Source organism: Parasporobacterium paucivorans DSM 15970 (assembly GCF_900141895.1).
Taxonomy (GTDB): Bacteria; Bacillota; Clostridia; order Lachnospirales; family Lachnospiraceae; genus Parasporobacterium; species Parasporobacterium paucivorans.
Map to the genome: position 1 here is coordinate 39,878 of NZ_FQYT01000015.1, position 20,393 is coordinate 60,270.

General features: G+C 44.3%; 16 protein-coding genes and 1 tRNA gene. 3 read left to right on the forward strand and 14 right to left on the reverse strand.

What is annotated here, in order from left to right; all coding sequences use genetic code 11:
- The first annotated feature begins 102 nt into the window (after positions 1–102).
- Positions 103–339: a hypothetical protein gene (locus BUA79_RS12745; protein ID WP_094757368.1), complete on the forward strand. Its 237-nt coding sequence runs from the start codon at positions 103–105 to the stop codon at positions 337–339.
- Between the two features lie 8 nt (positions 340–347).
- Here BUA79_RS12745 and BUA79_RS07755 read toward each other — a convergent pair whose 3' ends face one another.
- Genes BUA79_RS07755 through nrdJ form a run of 3 tightly spaced genes read right to left on the reverse strand, consistent with a single transcriptional unit; the run spans position 348 to position 3,872 of the window.
- Positions 348–1,025 (reverse strand): MgtC/SapB family protein, encoded by a 678-nt coding sequence (locus BUA79_RS07755; RefSeq protein ID WP_073993834.1) that lies wholly within the window; start codon positions 1,023–1,025, stop codon positions 348–350.
- The gene (locus BUA79_RS07760) at positions 1,009–1,482 is read right to left on the reverse strand and encodes an NUDIX hydrolase (protein ID WP_073993837.1); all 474 of its coding nucleotides are present in this window, start codon (positions 1,480–1,482) and stop codon (positions 1,009–1,011) included. The genes BUA79_RS07755 and BUA79_RS07760 overlap by 17 nt, the downstream gene beginning before the upstream one ends.
- Positions 1,483–1,514: 32 nt before the next feature.
- On the reverse strand, positions 1,515–3,872 hold the full coding sequence (nrdJ, locus tag BUA79_RS07765; RefSeq protein ID WP_330389225.1) for a ribonucleoside-triphosphate reductase, adenosylcobalamin-dependent: 2,358 nt from the start codon (positions 3,870–3,872) through the stop codon (positions 1,515–1,517).
- 180 nt (positions 3,873–4,052) lie between these two features.
- On the opposite strand from nrdJ, the gene BUA79_RS07770 reads away from it, so the two are divergent.
- A complete protein-coding gene (locus BUA79_RS07770; protein ID WP_073993842.1) occupies positions 4,053–4,244 on the forward strand; it encodes a YwbE family protein in 192 nt (63 codons plus the stop codon).
- Between the two features lie 95 nt (positions 4,245–4,339).
- On the opposite strand, the gene BUA79_RS07775 is transcribed toward BUA79_RS07770, so the two are convergent.
- From BUA79_RS07775 to BUA79_RS07790, 4 genes are all read right to left on the reverse strand, one after another.
- The gene (locus tag BUA79_RS07775) at positions 4,340–5,314 is read right to left on the reverse strand and encodes a magnesium transporter CorA family protein (protein ID WP_073993843.1); all 975 of its coding nucleotides are present in this window, start codon (positions 5,312–5,314) and stop codon (positions 4,340–4,342) included.
- 455 nt (positions 5,315–5,769) lie between these two features.
- Positions 5,770–5,841, reverse strand: a tRNA-Gly gene (locus BUA79_RS07780).
- 72 nt (positions 5,842–5,913) lie between these two features.
- On the reverse strand, positions 5,914–6,453 hold the full coding sequence (locus tag BUA79_RS07785) for a hydrolase (RefSeq protein ID WP_073993846.1): 540 nt from the start codon (positions 6,451–6,453) through the stop codon (positions 5,914–5,916).
- Between the two features lie 18 nt (positions 6,454–6,471).
- Positions 6,472–7,410, reverse strand: a complete 939-nt coding sequence (locus BUA79_RS07790) for an AEC family transporter (protein ID WP_073993849.1) — start codon at positions 7,408–7,410, stop codon at positions 6,472–6,474.
- Positions 7,411–7,587: 177 nt separating this feature from the next.
- Here BUA79_RS07790 and BUA79_RS07795 point away from each other — a divergent pair, with 177 nt between their 5' ends.
- Entirely contained in the window at positions 7,588–8,349 is a 762-nt protein-coding gene (locus tag BUA79_RS07795; protein ID WP_073993851.1) for a GNAT family N-acetyltransferase, read from the forward strand.
- Here the strand turns inward: BUA79_RS07795 and lepB are convergent.
- The 7 genes from lepB to BUA79_RS07825 form a co-directional block, all read right to left on the reverse strand.
- Positions 8,346–8,903 carry a signal peptidase I gene (lepB, locus tag BUA79_RS07800; protein ID WP_073993854.1) on the reverse strand — a complete coding sequence of 186 codons (558 nt, stop codon included), beginning with the start codon at positions 8,901–8,903 and terminating at the stop codon, positions 8,346–8,348. The two genes, BUA79_RS07795 and lepB, sit on opposite strands and share 4 nt — an antisense overlap.
- A 22-nt stretch (positions 8,904–8,925) precedes the next feature.
- A complete protein-coding gene (locus BUA79_RS07805) occupies positions 8,926–10,413 on the reverse strand; it encodes a glutamate synthase subunit beta (protein WP_073993856.1) in 1,488 nt (495 codons plus the stop codon).
- A gap of 12 nt (positions 10,414–10,425) precedes the next feature.
- On the reverse strand, positions 10,426–14,982 hold the full coding sequence (gltB, locus tag BUA79_RS07810; RefSeq protein ID WP_408633835.1) for a glutamate synthase large subunit: 4,557 nt from the start codon (positions 14,980–14,982) through the stop codon (positions 10,426–10,428).
- A gap of 63 nt (positions 14,983–15,045) precedes the next feature.
- Positions 15,046–16,428 carry an MATE family efflux transporter gene (locus tag BUA79_RS07815; RefSeq protein ID WP_073993859.1) on the reverse strand — a complete coding sequence of 461 codons (1,383 nt, stop codon included), beginning with the start codon at positions 16,426–16,428 and terminating at the stop codon, positions 15,046–15,048.
- Positions 16,429–16,450: 22 nt separating this feature from the next.
- Complete coding sequence (gene rpoD, locus BUA79_RS12250) at positions 16,451–17,605, reverse strand: RNA polymerase sigma factor RpoD (protein ID WP_178138561.1); 1,155 nt, start codon at positions 17,603–17,605, stop codon at positions 16,451–16,453.
- Positions 17,606–17,626: 21 nt separating this feature from the next.
- A complete protein-coding gene (locus BUA79_RS12255; RefSeq protein ID WP_094757370.1) occupies positions 17,627–18,529 on the reverse strand; it encodes a diacylglycerol/lipid kinase family protein in 903 nt (300 codons plus the stop codon).
- Positions 18,530–18,557: 28 nt separating this feature from the next.
- Positions 18,558–20,351, reverse strand: coding sequence for an aminopeptidase P family protein (locus BUA79_RS07825; RefSeq protein WP_073993862.1), 1,794 nt, complete (start codon positions 20,349–20,351; stop codon positions 18,558–18,560).
- Positions 20,352–20,393 lie beyond the last annotated feature (42 nt).

Sequence of the window (20,393 nt, forward strand, 5' to 3'; positions counted from 1 at the left end):
TTTCTCCGCATATGTTCGGCCCATATTTCATATGATTCTAAATGGATTGTCCGTATAACTGCCGCATGGTATAATCATAGTGACAGAAAGGTGGTGCATTCAATGTCTATTTCAGATTCGAATACCCGGACAACTATCACGATCCCAAAAGAATTAAAAAGCAAATTAGAGGAGATGGCAAAGAATCAGAACCGATCCCTCAATAATTTAATAGTGACCATTCTCGGGGCATATCTGCGTGCTGAAACAGCTGATCCCGACAGAACCATCGTGATGGCCTACGACTATTCAGATGAGCCTGTCATCATGGAGTATGACCCTTCAGAAATCGAAGAATAAGTCCATTATTATATTTCTTCCGCGTAAATCACTCCTTCCATGGAATTAAACCTTTCCATGATTTCCGAGTGATTTACTTTTTTGGGATAGGCAAGAGTGATAAGCCCGGCTGTGGAAATACCTGACATCCTTGTGGACGACTTCATTTCCAGATCATAAATCCTCGCCTGGTCCTTGCGGACTTCCTTAATGAATTTCCCCACATCTGTAACATCTTCGAATTCTACATAAAGATTCAGCGTTTTAGCCTTTTTACTGACCCTTTCATCGAACGACTGAAGAAATTCCATTACAATATAGACAAGAATTGTCACTAAAATTGCAGCATAATAGTTTTCAGCTCCAATGGCAAGCCCCACACAGGCAGTCGCCCAGAGTCCGGCTGCCGTCGTCAGCCCTTTCACGCCGTTTATCCCCGTGACGATAATCGTTCCAACTCCGAGAAAGCCTATTCCGCTGATAACCTGGGCTCCCATCCGGGATGGATCTATATTGGGATAGACCGTGACCATAAACTGATTTGTAATCATAACCAAGGTGGCACCCATACACACAAGCATGTAGGTCCTGAATCCGGCCGGTCTTTTTTTCTGCTCGCGTTCCAGTCCCAATATCCCTCCGCAGACCAGCGCCAGCATAAGTTTTATAGTTATAATAAATTCCTGTGAATTAATTATACTTTCCATCAAAATGTGCGGTTTCAATCAGTTTGTCCTCCATGTCATATCTGAGTTTAAGGGAAAAGAATGGTGCATCTTCAGCCAGGAGTTTCAGGAATATACGGTCGCCTTCCCATAGACTCAGCTTTTCGATATCCCTGACAGGAATCCATTCAAGGACCCCCTCCTTACAGTCTTGTACAAGCTGACCTTCATATGAATCAGCCGTATAAAGAAACATGTATTCCGTTTCCCATTTAGCTGAAATGAAAGTAATTATACCTCTGAACCTGTAGGAGGTGAGCACGAGCCCTGTTTCCTCCCTTACCTCCCGCAGCAGGCACTCCTCTGGGCTTTCATCCTTTTCAAATTTTCCGCCGACGCCTATCCACTTGTCACGGTTAAAATCATTTTCTTTTTTAATTCGGTGCAGCATAAGATAGCATTCACTGTCTTCAATATAACATAAGGTAGTCATTTTCATCTACATTTAGTTTCCTTTTCTATTGTCTTTTCTTACCGGACCGGGCAGACCCCTGTATGGCAATCGGCAGAACCGATGTCCGGCTCTTCGTCCAATTCATATTGTGATATCAGGGACGGTATGAACGGTCTCATTTTTGCTGCCCGTTCATTAAATTCTTCTTCGCTGACCGCCTCATAAGGCATCAGCTGATAGAATGCATCTTCAAATGAAAGGAAGGTTAGTCCGACCTGATTATCCCAATTATCCCATACCCACTGTTCGACATCATCCCACTCATTGTCCCGTACATGTACCGTAATGGAGCAGTTGTGGTCGACATAATGGTTCATGAACATCCTGTATATTTCCAGCTGTTCGATAGCGGACACATCGCTCTTCGTGCGGCCGGACGGCGCTTTCACCGGAAATTCCACCACTTTTGTTTTACAGGTTTCCCATTCCTGTCCAACTTCTGGGAAAACGGGATATTCCAGTTCCTCGCATACCTTCACCAAGGGATCCATAGCACTGATTCTGACCCTTCTTACATAAAAAGGCGCATGCGAGAAGTGCACTCCGCTCGACACGGTCGGCAGCTGGGAAAGGGTTCCCTCCGGTTTAACGGTTGTGTACAGGATTGGTTCATTCTGTCCGATTTCATGGGCATATTCTTTCCCTTCCTCATGGGCAGTTTTTCGTAACTGCTCGAGAACCTGGACCTGTTCCGCTTTTGTCATCCCGGTCGCATTTACCATATCCTGCCATCCTGTCAGGCTACAGCCCAACAGCTTGTCCCTCTGAAGCACCTCATTCCATTTATGAAGCTCCATTTCCACACATGTCATCCTGTATCCCGCCCGGACGGACAGCCTCTGGGCCTTCAGCAGAGAAGGTATATCCAGAACTCCATCCCGGACAAATCCAAGTACGTTTATGGTTGTGAGATTGCACATCCCCTTATCATCCAGCAATACTTCCCCGCATGGATTGACTCCCTTTCTGGTCACGCTGCTCCGTCTGTTCATGGCCTCTCCGTTTATCCATGCCGGTTCTCCTGAATATCTCATTTTTTCTATCTGCCAGTGGATTTTTTCTCTTGTCGGCTTATGGCTGTAATATATGGAATTGTTGCTCATTTGCCGGTGAGCAATGGAGATATCTATAAACCACTTGCCGTTGATTTCCTGGTACAGATTATTTTTTGCATCTATACAGTCCTTATCATCCTCATCAATCAGCATGATTTCCGAAGAGCGTCTTACGCCTCCCGATACAACATTTTCCCCGATAATATTGGCAATATCCAGACAGTCTATAGGCTGCAGCTTTACTTTTGATGAAACATTCCTTGCACCCGCCCTTTTGAGTACGCCATCCATTTTTTCAAACATAATCTGGAGGGACTCATAGCCGCTGGCAGTCCCACCGAATTTTTTCAGTTTTTCTCCCTTTGGACGCACGTTATCATAGTCGATTATGATGCTTCGGATATACTGATATTCCCGTCGGTATGCTATGTCAACGTAGTACCTTAAGGCTTGCATCCATCCTTCCTTACTGTCTCCTACGGTGATTTTAGCTCTATTGTTAAATGTGAAATGCAGGCTGGTATTGTCTTCCCTTTCTGATTTTGCCCGTGGAAAATAGCTTTTATGAATAATTTCCAAGTCTGTACGGATTTTAGGCATTCTGGCGACATCTTCCTTCAGTATCCTAAGCCCGACGCCAGACCCCAGCATCAGGAGGTAAAACAAATCTTCAAACGCAGAGAAATCGTCTATAATCTCAAAGGCGCAATTATAGTTTGACATGGGGTATTCCTTTGCAGCCGGCGTGTTTCCTGCCCACAAGGTTCTTCCCGAAAGGAATTGCCTCATATGATAAATATTATCATATAACTCTTCCGCTTCTTTTCTGGAAGTCCTGACCAGACTGCAGTTGTATTCAACGGCCCTCCTGACCGTTTCCCACCAGTATTCCCTTCTCTGCTCAGACTCCAGATATCTTGAATAGGTTCTGTAATAAACAAATTGACCCAGCTGTCCCATGGGATTGGCCAGGTGCTTGTATCCACTGACAAATTCCTCCGTAAGAAGCGTATCTCCCTTAGGTTCCGCCTCTCTTGCCTTCAGCTTGTTTTCCCTGTAAATGATGTATTTCTTGGCAACATCCTGTCTTGCACTTTTCATAAGAAAGCTTTCCACCTGATCCTGAATTTCTTCTACAGATACAACTTTTTTATCCTCGAAATCCTTCTCGATTTTTTCGGCTATTTCACTTGAAAGGTCATGGTCAATTCCTCCCTTTGTCTCCCGCATTGCAGATTCTATGGCAGTGACGATGGATTGCCCGTTAAAATCCACGATTGCTCCCGGCTGTCCGTTCCGACTCCTTTTTTGAACTTTCAAAATCAATACCCCCTGTCCCTTCATTGCAAAATATCACTGATTTTATTGCAGAATCCTTATATTGAAAGTGTATCATTTGGCGCATAAGTAAGCAATATATTCTAAATCAGAATTCCCTTGTAATCGGAGTATTCTTAAAGTACACTGAAAAGCAGAAAAAAAAGAAAGAAAGAGGATCATATGCCAGGCACTAAACGTACTAATGTTTTTATAGGAGCAAAAGTAAGGGTCGTACAAAAACAGGATCAGCCTACCGGGAAGCTGACCGAAGGGGTGGTGGTCAAAATCCTTACAAATTCCAAAACCCATCCCCACGGCATAAAAGTAATGCTGGAAAACGGCATCGTTGGCAGGGTAAAAGAAATCGGATAACAACCGAACTTGACAGTTTCTGTACATATTATAACAGATTTCCCTGAAACAATAAAAGCCATCTTCCGCAGGAAGATGGCTTGCTCTATAATTGTTTAGTACATTTTCTTTTTTGTAATAAATAAGGCTCCGATAATCATCAATACCAAGGTCAGAATAATTATCCCAACGTATGCAAAGGGCCTGTCCTGATAGGGCAGAAGAACATTCATACCGAAAAAGCTGGTGATTATCGTCGGTATTGCCATTACGATCGTTATGCTGGCAAGAAATTTCATCACGATGTTCAGGTTATTTGATATTATTGAGGCAAATGCATCCATAGTTCCATTCAGAATGTTGCTGTAGATATCTGCTATGTCAATCGCCTGCTTGTTTTCGGTAATTACATCCTCCAGAAGATCTTCGTCTTCTTCATATTTTTTCAGCACTCGGACTGTAATTTCACTTTCCTCATCATGCACTTTTCTTAAATATGTTCGCAGCAGCTTCTCTAATACACTTTCATTCGAGCGCAGGGACGTGGTAAAGTATACCAGGCTTTTTTCCAGATTCAGAAGATTGATCAGTTCCTTGTTTTTTGAGGATTTATGCAGGTACTTTTCAATTTCTGTGGACTTTTTATCAATTTGTTTCAGACAGCTCAAAAATAACCTTGCATTATTATAAAGCATTTGCAGGACAAATCTCGTCCTCTTTTGCGTTACCGGAAATATCTTTGATTTCAGGAACTGGTCTATGAGCATGCTGCTCGTCAGAGCGACTGTAATAATCACTTCTTCCGTCACAATAATCCCCAGTGGTATTGTGTTATATAATATTTGAGATTCCTCAGTTAAAAAATTCGGCATGCTGATCAATATTAGCACCTGTCCGTCATATGCTTCAATTCTGGGTCTTTCTTCATAATCCAAAGGAGCCTTGAGCAAATCAATGTCCGTATGAAAGCGTTCACAGATTCTTCCCAATTCTTCCTCTGTTGGATTCACCAAATCAACCCAAAGATTCTGGCCTTCCAATGAGGTCATCTCCAAAATGCTGTTTTGTATAGTTTTATAAATTTTGAGCATATTTTCCCCCTTTTCTTTTCAGGGCAAAATAATCCTCTCCTGATGATAGAAAAGGGAAAATTGATGCCTTGAATGTTTTTTGATTTTTGCGGTATGCATACTATGGCCACTACTGTCTTCCATTTCTATCACCTCCATAAAGTAAAATTATACCCTTTCGTTAATTCAAAGTCAATAAAACTGCCAGATGTTTTGGAATCAAATATTTCCATCAGATGCCTTTGAGCAGGAATGGAAACAGACTTTTTTACACATTCTTATCATAAATTCCCCGTAGCTTATTTTTATTGCAACCAGTTTGTACTTACAGTAAACATATATACAGATGATATGGCCGAACTGGCCGTAGACCCTGTCATCTTTGAATCCGGAACAGACGATGGCGATACGAGGAAACGAGGAAACATTGCAACATCACAAAAAAATCCCGGCAAATGCTGGGACCTTTTATTTAGAGCACGAGACGAGATTCGAACTCGCGACCCTCGCCTTGGCAAGGCGATGCTCTACCACTGAGCCACTCGTGCGTAGTGCTCTTGCTGAGCACTTAGATAATATACTATAAGGTGCCTTTTTTGTCAAGCATCTGTCCAAAAATTTTATTTGATAATTTTTGATATTTCTTTGAATTCCGGATGCTTTGCGCTATCAATCAGCTCAAAGAGAACAGATTCATAGGTTGTTATTATGGCGCCTTCTGCCTGAGCCCTGCGGAGGGCAAATTTCAGATCGGACTTTTTCCGCGAGGAGACGCAGTCCGCCACCAGTACCGGCTGATATCCGTTCTTTACCAGATCCATTACGGTCTGCAATACACATACATGGGATTCAATTCCACATATGATTATATTCTTTCTGCCCATTTCCTTCAGTTCTCCGGCGACTTCCGGCGTCATGCAGCTAAAAGACATCTTATCAAATATTTTTGAATCCGGAAGAAGATCCGTGACTTCCTTCTGAGTAAATCCAAGTCCTTTGGGGTATTGCTGCGTTATAATCGTCGGAAGCTTCAACTGGGCAGCCCCACGGATTAAGGTCAGACTGTTTTCAAACATTTCTTCCATTGCGTACATTGCAGGAAGAAGTTTTTCCTGGATGTCGATTACCAGCATTGCGCTGTCATCAAAATTGATTTTCATTTTTTACGTCCTTTCTCATTATAATAGGTTATATGACCGCAGTATAAATATAATCAGCGTGAGTGAAAACGCAGATAAAAGCGTTGTGGCAACCACTACGCTGGATGTCAGTACACCATCATGTCCCATATTCCGGGCCATTATATAGCAGCTTGGTGTGGACGGCGCGCCCAGCATGATCAGAACCGCTATCAGTTTATCATATCTGAATCCCATCCAGACCGCTACAGGCAGCAGCAGTGCTGGAAGAATAAGAAGCTTGACCAGGGATGCTACCGCTGTGGGTTTCATCTTTGCTATCGCTTTTTTGCCTTCAAATCCAGCTCCAATCCCCAGGAGCGCAAGGGGCGAGGCTATTCTGGCAATGCTGTCGATGGTTGTGTCCAGCATCTGTGGAAAATCCAAACCCAGCAGAGACACCAGCAGTCCTGCCAAAATAGCTATGATTATGGGATTCCTGCAAACACTGATACATGCATTTTTGATGGTATTCTGCTGTTTTTCACCCGACTCAAAGGTCAGAACAATTACGGAATATAAATTGAATAAAGGTACCGCGCCAATGATCATGAGGGGAGCCATCCCCGCATCCCCGTAAAGGTTCTGTATCAGAGCAATTCCCAGAATAGCCGCACTTCCCCGGAAGGACACCTGGACGAATTCGCCAATTATGGATTTGTCTTTCACAAGCAGTTTTGAAATCCCCCACAAACCCCAGAACGCAATGCTGGTCGCAAGCATACAGTACAGGACATACCGTATGTCAAATGCTTCCCGGATTGGCACCATGTATAAGCCTGAAAACAGCAAGGCTGGCAAGGTGAGCTTGAAGTTGAATTTGTTCATGATATTCAAAAAGTTTTCGTTAAACATTTTTATCTTTTTTAGAATGTAACCAATCATTATCACAAGAAAAACCGGGATTGTTGCATTCAAACTGAATATTAAATTTTCCACGCCATCACTCCTTAACTACATGTCCTTAATTTTACTACAACCGCAAACATATTTCCAGTATCCTGCGCTGCCATACTGGTATTTTTATTTCAAATCGTCACGTTTTTTATGGTAATTTAATACAATCTCTGATAAAATGAATTCTCAACAGATTTCTCAACGAAAGGAAATGCCTCAATGGATACTGTCGTAACCGGCACGCTGACTCCGAAACAACTGGACGAAATCAACAATCTAATCAATCTCTGCAAATCAGAAGACAACATGGAAACCCCTGTTTTTCTGGAATCCGATATGAATGAATTTCCGGATTTTCCATGTTTTTTTCTGATATATGATGGTTCACAACTGGCCGGCTTTATTTCCGTATTTATTCCTGACCCCTTTGAATGTGAAGTTTACGCATACACGCGGCCAGATTACCGCGGTAAAGGCTGTTTCAAAACTCTTTTTAGAATGGTGAAAGAGCAGCTGGATATTTTTGATATCCCGACTGTCATGTTTGTGAATTGTCCGGAAAGCAGGATAGGTGTAATGGCCCTGATTTCGATTGGTGCTTCCTTCCATAATTCTGACTATATCCTTAAATATGACTCTTCACAGCTCCCCGTTCCCGGTCATTTCCTGAACCTTGAGCCTTTCACGGAGGATGGTGTCACTGGATACCGTACTTTTCTGGATGGCCGCTATATTGGAGAGTGCTTCATTGACGACAGTCTGGGCAGTTCAACCATTTACAGCTTCGAGATTCATCCGGCCCTGAGGGGCATGGGATACGGCAGGGAAACTCTGCTTCTTGTCTTAGAAGAGTTGCTGGCTTCCGGCAGGGATAATATAATCCTGCACCTGTCCGGAAGCAACAAAGCCGCTTATCGTCTTTACACGACAAACGGCTTTCAAATTCTTCACCAGGTAGACTACTGGGAATATCTTTGTTAATGAAGTACGGAAGGCTTTGGCCAATAGACCAGAAGGGCCTTCCCCAGTATTCTGTCATCTGATACATACTTGTTTTTCCAAAAACGGGAATCCAGGGAATCATTCCGATTATCTCCCATCATGAAATAACAATCTTTCGGGACCTCGTAAGGTCCATAACTTCCAATCGGTGTTTCTTTAAGATATGGCTCATTCAGTGGAACCTCGCTTCCGTCGATATATACAAGCCCATCCCGTATTTCCACGGTTTCTCCGGGCAGTCCAATTACCCTTTTTACAAAATTCTGGCTTTCATCATCCGGATACTGGAATATAACGATGTCTCCGCGCTCCGGCTGTCCAAACATATAGGTCAGCCTCAGGCCGATCATGCGGCTTCCGGTCATTATGGTTTTCTCCATAGAACCGGAAGGCACGGTAGCATTGATTAAAATAAAGTTATTTATGAACAGGGCAATCAGGAAGGCAATAACTATCATCCTGATAAAGCTTAAAAGTTCTTTTTTTTTGTTTGACTTTGTTATCTTGTTATCCGAAAATTCCTCTGGCAGCATCTGATACCTTCTTCATCTTTTATTAGGGTAGATTTGTGTACCCCATCAAATCAAGATCCACGGCTTTCGCTGCTTCTCTTCCCTCACAGATTGCCCAAACAACAAGGGATTGTCCCCTGTGCATGTCTCCAGCAGCAAAAACTTTTTCCTGCTTTGTCCTATATGAGCCGACAGAAGTCATCACATTGGTCCGTTCATTCATTTCCACACCAAAGGCCTGAGCAACATAGGACTCGGTTCCTAAAAATCCGGCCGCTATAAGCACCAGGTCAACCTCGACCGTATATTCACTGCCCTCTATTGGGTTCAGGCACATTCTTCCGGTAGTTTCATCCTTTTCGGCTGCCAGCTTTACAAGTACGGCTTTAGCCACATTTCCTTTTTCATCTGGAATAAATTTCTTGACCGTGGTCTGATAGACCCTTGGGTCATCCCCAAAAACCGCTATAGCTTCTTCCTGGCCGTAATCCGTCTTGCAAACTCTTGGCCACTCAGGCCACGTGTTGTCCTGTGCCCTCTCTGCAGGAGGCTGTGGCATCATTTCCAACTGGATGACGGAGGCCGCTCCATGACGGATGGATGTGCCGACACAGTCATTTCCTGTATCGCCGCCGCCAATTACCATAACCTTTTTGTCTTTTGCTGTTATAAAGGTTCCCGCTTCAAGCCCGTTATCCAACAAGCTCTTTGTGGTTGATTTCAGGAAGTCCACGGCGAAATAGATTTCTCCGGATTCCCTTCCTGGTACCTGTATATCACGAGGATTTGAAGCTCCACATGCCAGAACTACCCTGTCATATTCCTTCAGGATGTCATCGGCCTCCATGTTTCTGCCAATATCGGCATTCGTAACAAAACGGACTCCCTCCTGCTTCATGACTTCTGTTTTACGCTCAATGATCTGCTTTTCCAGCTTCATGTTCGGGATACCGTACATCAAAAGTCCGCCGACCCTGTCTGCCCTTTCGAAAACCGTAACTTCGTGTCCCCTGCGGTTGAGCTGGTCCGCTGCGGCCAATCCGGAAGGGCCGGAACCGATAACAGCGACTTTCTTACCTGTCCTCACGGCCGGAATCTTTGGACCTGCAATACCTTCTTGATAAGCCATTTCAATAATTGCCAGCTCATTCTGTTTGATGGTAACAGGCTTGTCATTTATTCCACAGGTGCAGGCCGACTCACAGGGAGCCGGGCAAACCCTGCCCGTAAATTCAGGAAAATTGTTTGTCTTTTTCAGGCGTGCATACGCCAGTTTCCAGTTTCCGTTATATACCAGATCATTCCATTCCGGTATCAGATTGTTTACCGGACATCCGGATACAGCCCCTCCGAACATAATCCCTGACTGGCAAAAAGGGACTCCGCATTCCATACACCTGGCTCCCTGGATTTTTCTTTCCTTTGGCGAGAGCGGAGCGTGGAATTCGTTATAATTTTTTATTCTTTCAAGGGGTGCTACTGCTTCATTGTCTTCTCTTTTATAATCTAAAAATCCTGTTGGTTTTCCCATTCCGTTTTCCTCCTATCCTCTGGTCACTGCATAGAATGCTTCAATATTTGCCTCTTCGTCGCTTAAACCTTTTTCTTTCATCCTGGCGGTTGTTACAAGCATTCTTTCATAATCATGAGGTATGATTTTCTTGAAGAATGGAAGACACTGATCAAAATTCTCCAGGATTTCCCTTCCTCTGACGGAATTTGTAGCCTCTACATGTTCCTCTATCATTTCGCGCAGTTCCGCGATATCATTTTTTGATTCCAGCCCGGAAGAAGATACCAGCTCTTTGTTAAGCTTCATATACAAGTCCCTGTTGGCATCCAGCGCATAGACGATTCCACCGCTCATACCTGCCGCAAAGTTCTTACCAATCTGCCCCAGTACAACAACCCTTCCACCAGTCATATACTCACATCCGTGATCGCCAACGCCTTCTACTACGGCATAAGCACCTGAGTTACGGACACAGAAGCGCTCGCCGGCCACACCATTGATAAACGCTTTGCCGCTGGTGGCGCCATAAAGGGCTACATTACCGATAATAATGTTCTCATCCTGCTTAAATGTTACATTTTTCGGAGGATAAACCGCAAGCTTTCCACCTGAGAGACCTTTTCCAAAATAGTCGTTGCTGTCGCCTTCCAGCGTGAGGGTCAGACCCCTTGGTATAAAGGCTCCAAAACTCTGGCCGCCGCTTCCCTTGCAACGTACTGTGAATGTATCCTCCGGCAGGGAAGACCCATACCGTTTGGTGATTTCCGATCCGAAAATAGCTCCAAGGGTTCTGTCCGTGTTGGTAACTTCAATATCCATGGAGGACTTTTCGCCTTTTTCTAATGCTTCTCCCCATGTATTCAGAAGGATTTTTTCATCAATTGTCTTTTCCAATTCAAAGTCATAGATATTCTTCTGATCATAGTGGATTTTCTTATCACTGAGGTCACAGTCTATTATGGCAGATAAGTCCAGTCTATCGGCCCTGCAGTTTCTCTTATCGGAAAAAGCAAGTAAATCTGTTCTTCCAATCATTTCATCTATTGTGCGTATGCCAAGCTTTGCCATATATTCTCTGAGTTCCTGTGCAATAAACTCCATGAAATTCACTACATATTCCGGCTTTCCGGCAAACCTCTTGCGAAGCTCCGGATTTTGGGTTGCAACACCGACCGGACATGTATCCAGATTACATACTCTCATCATGACACATCCTAAGGCAACCAACGGTGCTGTTGCAAAACCAAATTCTTCTGCTCCCAGCAGGGCTGCCGCAAGTACATCACGGCCGCTCATTAACTTTCCGTCCGTCTCTAATACAACCTTATTTCTAAGTCCATTGGCAATAAGAGTCTGATGTGTCTCAGCAAGACCAAGCTCCCATGGAAGTCCCGCATTATAGATGGAGCTTCCAGGAGCTGCACCTGTTCCGCCTTCGTATCCTGAAATCAGGATTACCTGTGCGCCAGCTTTGGCAACACCTGCAGCGATAGTACCAACTCCTGCTTCCGACACAAGTTTTACAGATATTCTGGCTGCTCTGTTGGCATTTTTCACATCATAAATCAGCTGTGCCAAATCCTCTATAGAATAAATGTCGTGATGCGGTGGTGGTGATATTAGGCTCACGCCCGGTGTAGAATGTCTGGTCTTTGCAATCCATGGATAAACCTTGGTTCCCGGAAGATGACCACCCTCTCCCGGTTTCGCGCCCTGGGCCAGTTTAATCTGGATTTCATTGGCACTGACCAGGTATTCTGAAGTAACACCAAACCTTCCGGATGCCACCTGTTTAATGGCCGAGCATCTGTCCGTTTCATTACCCCGAGTTTTCAGACGGTCCTGGCTTTCTCCGCCCTCGCCGCTGTTGCTCTTTCCATGAAGTCTGTTCATGGCAATGGCCAGAGCTTCGTGAGCTTCTTCCGAAATAGATCCGTAACTCATGGCACCAGTCTTAAATCGCTTCACAATGGAGGCGACGCTTTCGACTTCGTCAATGGAGATTCCCTCCGACGGATAATTAAATTCCATGCAGCCTCTCAGATTCATCGCGTGCATTTCATCATTCAATATAGAAGAATATTCCTTAAACTTCCTGTAATTTCCCGTCCTCACAGCATCCTGGAGAAGGTGGATAGTTCTTGGATTGTAAAGATGCTCTTCTTTTCCAGACCTGTATCTGTGGCTTCCCACACTGTCCAGGGTCAGGTCGGTATCTAATCCCAGCAGATCAAATGCCTTTGAATGCATTCTTTCCACTTCTTTTTCGATATCTTCCATGGTTATTCCGCCAATACGGCTTACTGTATTGGTAAAATATTTCGCTATTAATTCAGAACTTATTCCAACAGCCTCAAATATCTGTGAACCACGATATGACTGAATAGTGGAAATACCCATTTTCGCAGCAATCTTAACAATGCCATGCAGCACAGCATCATTATAATCGTCTATAGCTGCATTCAGATCTTTATCCAGAAGATTATCTTCAATCAATTCCCGGATTGACTCATACACAAGATATGGATTGATTGCTGAAGCACCATATCCCAGAAGGGTTGCAAAATGGTGGACTGCAAGCGGTTCTCCGCTTTCCAGGACAATCCCCAGGGAAGTCCTCTTCTTTGTATTTACGAGGTAACGGTTCAGGGCCGACACCGCCAGAAGGGATGGAATGGCCAGATGGTTTTCGTCCACGCCCCTGTCCGAAAGGATGATAATATTGCATCCGTCCATATAGGCTTTATCTGCAGCCACGTACAGCTGGCCGATGGCATCTTCCAGCTTTGTACCCCGGTAGTATATCATTGGAACCACGCAGGCCTTTATCCCAAGCACCTTGGCGGTTTTAATCTTCAGCAGGTCAATGCTTGTCAGTATTGGATTATTCACCTTAAGCAGACGGCAATTTTCCGCAACATCCTTCAGAATGTTTCCATCCTTGCCAATGTACACAGCGGTGGACGTAACAATCTCCTCACGAATGGAGTCTATAGGCGGATTGGTTACCTGGGCAAAAAGCTGCTTGAAGTAATCAAAAAGCGGATGATGCTGATCAGAAAGGATTGCCAGGGGAGAATCTGTTCCCATGGACGCGGTTGCCTCAGAGCCACATGATGCCATTGGCATAATTGTATATTTTACATCTTCGTATGAGTATCCGAAGCTTTTCTGCAGTTTTTTAAGATCTCCTGGTGAAAACTCCACAACTTTTTTGTTTGGTATTTTCAATTCATGAAGATGCACAAGGTTGCTATCCAACCACTCTCCATAAGGTTTTCTTCCTGCATATCTGTCTTTGATTTCTTCATTGTCAATCAGGCGACCCTCCAGGGTATCCACCAGAAGCATCCTTCCCGGCCTCAGCCTTTCCTTAAGGATGATTTTGGCTGGATCAATATCCAGGACACCAACCTCAGAAGAAAGAATCAAATTATCGTCATCCGTAATATAATATCTGGACGGACGGAGCCCGTTACGATCCAAAACAGCACCCATGATGTCACCATCTGAGAAAAGTATGGAGGCCGGACCGTCCCATGGTTCCATCATCGTCGAGTAATACTGATAGAAATCACGTTTTTTCTGATCCAGTGTCTTGTCATTATCCCACGGCTGTGGAATGGTTATCATAACTGCCTGGGGAAGTTCCATTCCGCTCATCATCAGAAATTCAAGTGTGTTGTCCAGCATGGCGGAATCCGACCCGGCTCTGTTGACCACTGGAAGAATTTTGTCCATATCTTCTTCCAGATATTCGGACTTCATGCTTTCTTCACGAGCAAGCATGTTATCTGCATTGCCTTTGATCGTGTTGATTTCACCATTATGGACTAACAGGCGGTTAGGATGGGCACGCTGCCAGCTTGGAAAAGTATTTGTGCTGAATCTGGAATGGACCATGGCTATTGCCGATTCATATTCTTCATCCATCAGATCCAGATAGAACGTACGCAACTGATTTACCAGCAGCATGCCTTTGTAGACAATCGTTCTGCTGGAAAGTGATACGACATACGTATCACCTATACTTTGCTCAAAAACGCGGCGTGCCACATAAAGTTTCCTGTCAAATTCCAGCCCCTGAGGAACTCCCTCTGGACGTTTGACAAAGCCTTGCATGATGTATGGCATACATTCCTGAGCGCGGCTGCCCGCCTCTTTGGTATTTACAGGCACATCCCTCCATCCGAGGAATTCCATGCCTTCTTTTCGTACAACGATTTCAAACATTTTCTTCGCCTGATTCCGCTTAAGCTCATCCTGCGGGAAAAAAAACATTCCGATACCATAATCCCTTGCAGTATCCAAAAAGATGCCGGAAGCTGAAACCGTCTTTTGGAAGAATTTATGTGAAATTTGTAACAAAATTCCAACTCCGTCCCCGGTCTTACCTTCGGCATCTTTTCCTGCTCTATGTTCTAAATTTTCAACGATCTTCAATGCATCCTCAACCGTCTTGTGAGACTTTATACCTTTAATATTAACTACTGCACCAATTCCACAGTTGTCATGTTCGAATGCGGGATCATAAAGTCCCTGTACATGAGCTGTTTCTAATAATTCATTCCTACCCATCCTAATCATCCTTTCGAAAATATTGAGTTCTTGTCAATATACTATAATCCGCCGACATTGTAAATAGTCAGATTAATTTTTTATGTTACGATTCAGTCTGCGTATTTCTCTGAATACTATGCTTCCAACAACAACAAAGGAAAGAAAATCCGCAAAAAAGCCGGCCCATAAAATCCCTTCCAGTCCAAGGAACAGGGGCAGAATGATCAGAAGCGGCAACAATGCAAACACCTGTCTCGTCATGGAAATGACAAATGCCTCTCTTGCCCTTCCCACTGCCTGAAAATACTGGGAGGATACGACGAGCAGACCAGCCGCAAATACGAGACCCAGGAATATTTTCATGATTCTTGACGCAAATTCGAACATGGCTGGATCATTGCTGCCATAAATCGACAAAATAGCCTTCGGAAAGAACATGATCAGGATCCACCCAAGGAACGACACGGACGAAGAGGCAACCAACGCCATCAAAAAAGCTTTCCTCACCCTCTTTATATTCCCGGCACCAGTATTATATCCCAGAATCGGCTGGGCGCCTACCGCAATCCCAATACAGATGCTTATCAGAAGGCCGTTTGTCTTCAGGACGATTCCCATAGCGGTCAGGGCTGTATCCCCTCCTACGCTTGACAGACTCCCATAATGATTAAGGGAGTTGTTCGTGACTATCAGTACAATGGAATTGGCAAACTGCGTAATAAAGCTGGATAAACCCAGAGCGCAGAAGGTCCTGACAAGCCTCCAGGATAGCTTGAAATTTGAAAAAACGAGCTTGATTTTCCCTAAAAAGAGCAGATACCAGACATTTACCGCAGCCGTAATGAATTGGGAGAAGATTGTGGCCAAGGCAGCCCCCGCCGCGCCCCATCCCAAAACGCTTATAAAAATCGGAGCCAGGATAATATTTATTACGCATCCGCTCACCAGACACATCATGCTGTACAGGGGACTCCCGTCCGCCCGGATAAATCCGCTCATCCCGGTTCCGATGGCCATAAACGGAGTCCCCAGCAGGATAATCCGAAGGTAGCTTTCTGCATAAGGAAATACATTGTCCGATGCCCCTAAAAGCCTTAGCAGAGGGTCCAGAAAGATGAGGCCCAGGACACAGATTACTATTGAAATGATAATCAGAAGAATAAAAACATTCCCCATGATCCTCTCCGCCCCGTCTTTGTTTTTTTCTCCCAGTTTAATGGATGCCAGGGCAATTCCTCCATTTCCGATAAGCAGGGACATGGCAAGAGTGAACATCACCATGGGGAACGCGACCGTTGTCGCCGCATTCCCAAGTGAGCCCACTCCTCTTTGTAAGAATATCTGATCCGCAATATTGTAAATGGAGTTGACGATCATTGCAATAACTGAGGGAATCGCGAATTTCATCAGCAGTTTCCCCAGAGGTTCATAACCTAACGGGTTTTTCCCTTGAACTTTTATGCTTTCATCCATTTCCAACCTGCTCCTTTGACTCTTATAAAAATCCCTTTATTTTTTTGCTTCGTACTGGATTTCGTAATTTGCGCAATGCTTTCGCTTCTATCTGACGAATCCTCTCCCGGGTAACGCTAAACTCTTTTCCAACTTCTTCGAGAGTTCTCGGATGTCCGTCTTCCAGGCCAAAACGCAGGATGATTACCTGTCGCTCACGTTCCTTCAGATCTAAAAGCATAGTGTCAATATGCTCTCTGAGCATGATAGATTCCACACTGGCTTCCGGAGAGAGCGTATGAACATCCGCCACAAAATCACCCAGGTTGGAATCATCTTCCTCTCCGATCGGTGTTTCCAGGGAGGCGGGTTCCCTTGCTATCTGCATGATTTCGAGCACTTTCTCTTCCGTGACATTCAGCCTTTCTGCTATTTCCGCTGTAGAGGGTTCATAGCCAAGTTCCAGTGTCAGGTTTCTCTGTGCCTTTACCATTCTGTTGATAGTTTCCACCATATGCACTGGCACCCTTATAGTCCTTGCCTGATCCGCCAGGGCCCTAGTGACTGACTGCCTGATCCACCAGGTCGCATATGTACTTAATTTGTAGCCTCTTTCATAATTAAACTTTTCGACACCCTTGATCAAGCCAAGATTTCCCTCCTGCACCAAATCCAGGAAACTCATGCCTCTTCCCGTGTATCTTTTGGCTATGCTGACAACAAGACGAAGATTGGATTCAATGAGAATTTCTTTGGCTCTTGCATCACCCTCCGCTTTCCGTTTTGCAAGCTTGTATTCTTCATCCGGTGTAAGCAGAGGGACTGTACCGATTTCCTTAAGATACATCCTTACCGGATCATCCGTACCGACCGCATCCAGAAGATCGACTGCATCCAAGTCTATGCTTTCCTCTACAGCAAGATCCTCATCCTCCGGCTCCAGAAAATCTAAATCCAAATCGATTTCCACTTCCAGGTCCGGCTCCGAATCAGCGTGTTTAGCCAGCACATCTTCCGAAATCTTCAAAACCTTCACTTTATGATCTTCAAGATACTGATAAACCATCTCCATCTGATCCACGGAAAGCTCAGCATCCTTGAAAAAATCCTGTATCTGCTCTATCTCCAATTCATTTTTGTTCTTCTTGCCTACTTCCACCAATTGCAATAAATTCGCTAAAAATTTTTCTTTACTCAAAATCTTTTCCCTCTCCATCTATCATGAAAACATCTTTTCCCAGTTGGCTATTATTTCTACGGCTCTTCTATGGTTTCTTATTATGACTTTGTTCGTGGTACCGCCGTATTCTCCGTCTAATACCCAGGGCAGGCGTTCTTTCGATTTAACAAATATTTTGCTTGCTTTAAAACTTATAATTCGGTCGTTTTTATCATTTACTCCCAGGAGGGCGCTGATAATCTGCTGCCATTCCATGGCATTTCTAGGTTCTTTGATGAACAGACACTCGAACATTCCGTCATCAAGACTCACCCGCTGTCCAGTCAGACCCTTGAACCCTCCGACAGACAGTGTATTTGTAATCATGCCATATACAAAGTCATCTTCAATGACTGTATCCCTATATCGCAGCACCATATGATGGGCCTTCAGGGATGGCAGGCTTTTTATTCCTTCCATTATATATGCAGAGTGTCCAAAAAGATTCTTCTTGTCCTGAGACGTCGTATAGGAAACTTCCGTAAACGCTCCAAAGGCTGCAATATATATGAAGGGTTTCTTGTCAAACTCTCCCACGTCAACTGGAAACACCGACCCTGTAACTGCCACTCTGGCTGCCTTGAGCATGTTTTTCGGAAGCGCCAGGCTCTGGGCAAAATCGTTGGTAGAGCCGGCAGGAATAAATCCAATCCCGGGTTTCCTCTGAAGCGTCATAACTCCGGAAACCACTTCATTCAGAGTACCATCTCCTCCGCAGCATACGATCAGTTTGTAATTTTCCCCGTAGCGCATCACATGCTTTTTCGCATCCAGCCTTCCCTGCGTGGGATAAATACTCACAAAATACCCCTCTTTGACAAATATATCCACAATATCAGACAGATTATTCTTTACCAGGCCCTTCCCAGCATTTGGATTATATATAAATAATAAATGCTTCATTATATTTGTCTCCTGACTGTTTAATGGTTTACAACGGTCTCGTGTAATACGCAAGCCACTTCTTTTCCTCCGCATTTAGATACGGGGATATGGTTTCGTAGACAGCTTTATGATATTCATTTAATGCGGCTATGTCAGAAACATCCAAATACCGGACATCCACACCATCCAGATCGATTGGGACAAATGTTAACGGTGTGAACCCAAGATATTTATCCTGCCCGTCATCAAATTTTTCGATGCACAGAATCTCATTTTCAATCCGAATTCCATGGCTTCCTTCTATATATATTCCCGGTTCATTCGTAGTAATCATTCCGGGTTCAAATACACATCCGGCCCCATTTCCAGCGGCAGATTTCCACCGGAACTGATTCGGTCCTTCGTGTACGCTTAACAGATATCCAACTCCATGTCCTGTGCCACACTTGTAGTCCAGATAGAGGTTCCAAACTGGCTCCCTGGCCAAAACATCCAGAGTCAAGCCGGTGCATCCGTATAAAAAGGTGGCTTTTGAAAGACGTAGCATCGATTTGACAACTGTCGTATAATGCAGCTTCATTTCCTCCGTGATATCTCCCAGCACGAAAGTTCTTGTAATGTCCGTTGTCCCTTCATAATAATGACCGCCGGAATCTACCAGGAACATCTCTTCTTCCATTAGCTCCGCATCCGTCTCCGGCGTGGCCGAATAATGCATCATAGGAGCGTGATCCTTGTAGGCAGCAATCGTATCAAAGCTCAGGTCAATAAAGCCCTCCACCCCGGACCTTAAGCGCAAGAGTTCCTCCGTTGCCGACATTTCCGTAATTTTCATCCTTCCAATGTTGCTTTTCAGCCAGTACATGAATTTTGTCACTGCAGCGCCGTCTTTTATATGTGCTGCAGTTATATTTTTTATTTCCGTCTGGTTCTTGATACTCTTCATATGGATGGTCGGATTGCTATGCAGAACAGGTTCTGTATCTGTCTCTAAAATTTTCCACGTCACATAATTGATATTTCCAGGATCTATAAGCACCTTTTCAAATTCTGACCTATGCTCAGAAATATATGTATAGAAATCTTCATATTCAAAGATGGCAACACCCGCCTCTGCAAGAACTTGTTCCATCTCCTTTTCAAGGCTCCCACTATGAAGAAACACGGCTGCCTTATCCGCATATACCACCGTATACGCCATGGCAACCGGATTATTAGGAACATCATCAGCCCTCATATTATAGAGCCAGGCAATATCGTTAAGGGAAGTGAGAACATGGACATCCGCACCATGCTCCTGCATTTTCGAGCGCAGTTCTTTCAGTTTCTCTTCGACGGATTTTCCGGTGTATTTTTCTTCTAGATGCCATATTGGAGAGAAATGAATGGGCGGGCGTTTTTCCCAGATCAGATCTATCAAATCCTCTTCGAACCGTATTCTGATACTCTTATGAGCAGTTTTTTCCTCTATTTCTTGTCCAAGTTTTGCATTGATAACCCGGCCGTCAAAAGCAACACAGCCATTTTCCGGGGTTTTATCAACAACCAGATTTACCAGAGATGGAACGCCCTTTTCTCCGGATCTGTACAAATCTACGCTCGTGTCCTGGAGCTGTCTTTCTGCCTGGATGAAATATCTGCCATCCGTGAATAGACACCCTTCTGTGCGGGTAATCACCAACACTCCGGCTGATCCCGTGAAACCACACATATATTTACGAGCCTGAAAGTAAGCACATACATACTCACTTTCATGAAAATCTGCTGTCGGAATGATATAAGTGTCTATATTTCTTTCCGCCATTAAACTTCTCAATCTGTCTATTCTGTTCTTAATCATAATTTCCTCTATTTAAATCAAAATAATATCTGTTTTTTGAGT

Coding starts and splice junctions, on each gene's coding strand:
- BUA79_RS07785 (WP_073993846.1), bottom strand. CDS start 6,453: ATGAAAATCAATTTTGATGACAGCGCAATGCTGGTAATCGACATCCAG.
- BUA79_RS07770 (WP_073993842.1), top strand. CDS start 4,053: ATGCCAGGCACTAAACGTACTAATGTTTTTATAGGAGCAAAAGTAAGG.
- BUA79_RS07795 (WP_073993851.1), top strand. CDS start 7,588: ATGGATACTGTCGTAACCGGCACGCTGACTCCGAAACAACTGGACGAA.
- gltB (WP_408633835.1), bottom strand. CDS start 14,982: ATGATTAGGATGGGTAGGAATGAATTATTAGAAACAGCTCATGTACAG.
- BUA79_RS07755 (WP_073993834.1), bottom strand. CDS start 1,025: ATGGAAAGTATAATTAATTCACAGGAATTTATTATAACTATAAAACTT.
- BUA79_RS07775 (WP_073993843.1), bottom strand. CDS start 5,314: ATGCTCAAAATTTATAAAACTATACAAAACAGCATTTTGGAGATGACC.
- BUA79_RS12745 (WP_094757368.1), top strand. CDS start 103: ATGTCTATTTCAGATTCGAATACCCGGACAACTATCACGATCCCAAAA.
- BUA79_RS07805 (WP_073993856.1), bottom strand. CDS start 10,413: ATGGGAAAACCAACAGGATTTTTAGATTATAAAAGAGAAGACAATGAA.
- BUA79_RS07815 (WP_073993859.1), bottom strand. CDS start 16,428: ATGGATGAAAGCATAAAAGTTCAAGGGAAAAACCCGTTAGGTTATGAA.
- BUA79_RS07760 (WP_073993837.1), bottom strand. CDS start 1,482: ATGAAAATGACTACCTTATGTTATATTGAAGACAGTGAATGCTATCTT.
- BUA79_RS07825 (WP_073993862.1), bottom strand. CDS start 20,351: ATGATTAAGAACAGAATAGACAGATTGAGAAGTTTAATGGCGGAAAGA.
- lepB (WP_073993854.1), bottom strand. CDS start 8,903: ATGCTGCCAGAGGAATTTTCGGATAACAAGATAACAAAGTCAAACAAA.
- BUA79_RS12255 (WP_094757370.1), bottom strand. CDS start 18,529: ATGAAGCATTTATTATTTATATATAATCCAAATGCTGGGAAGGGCCTG.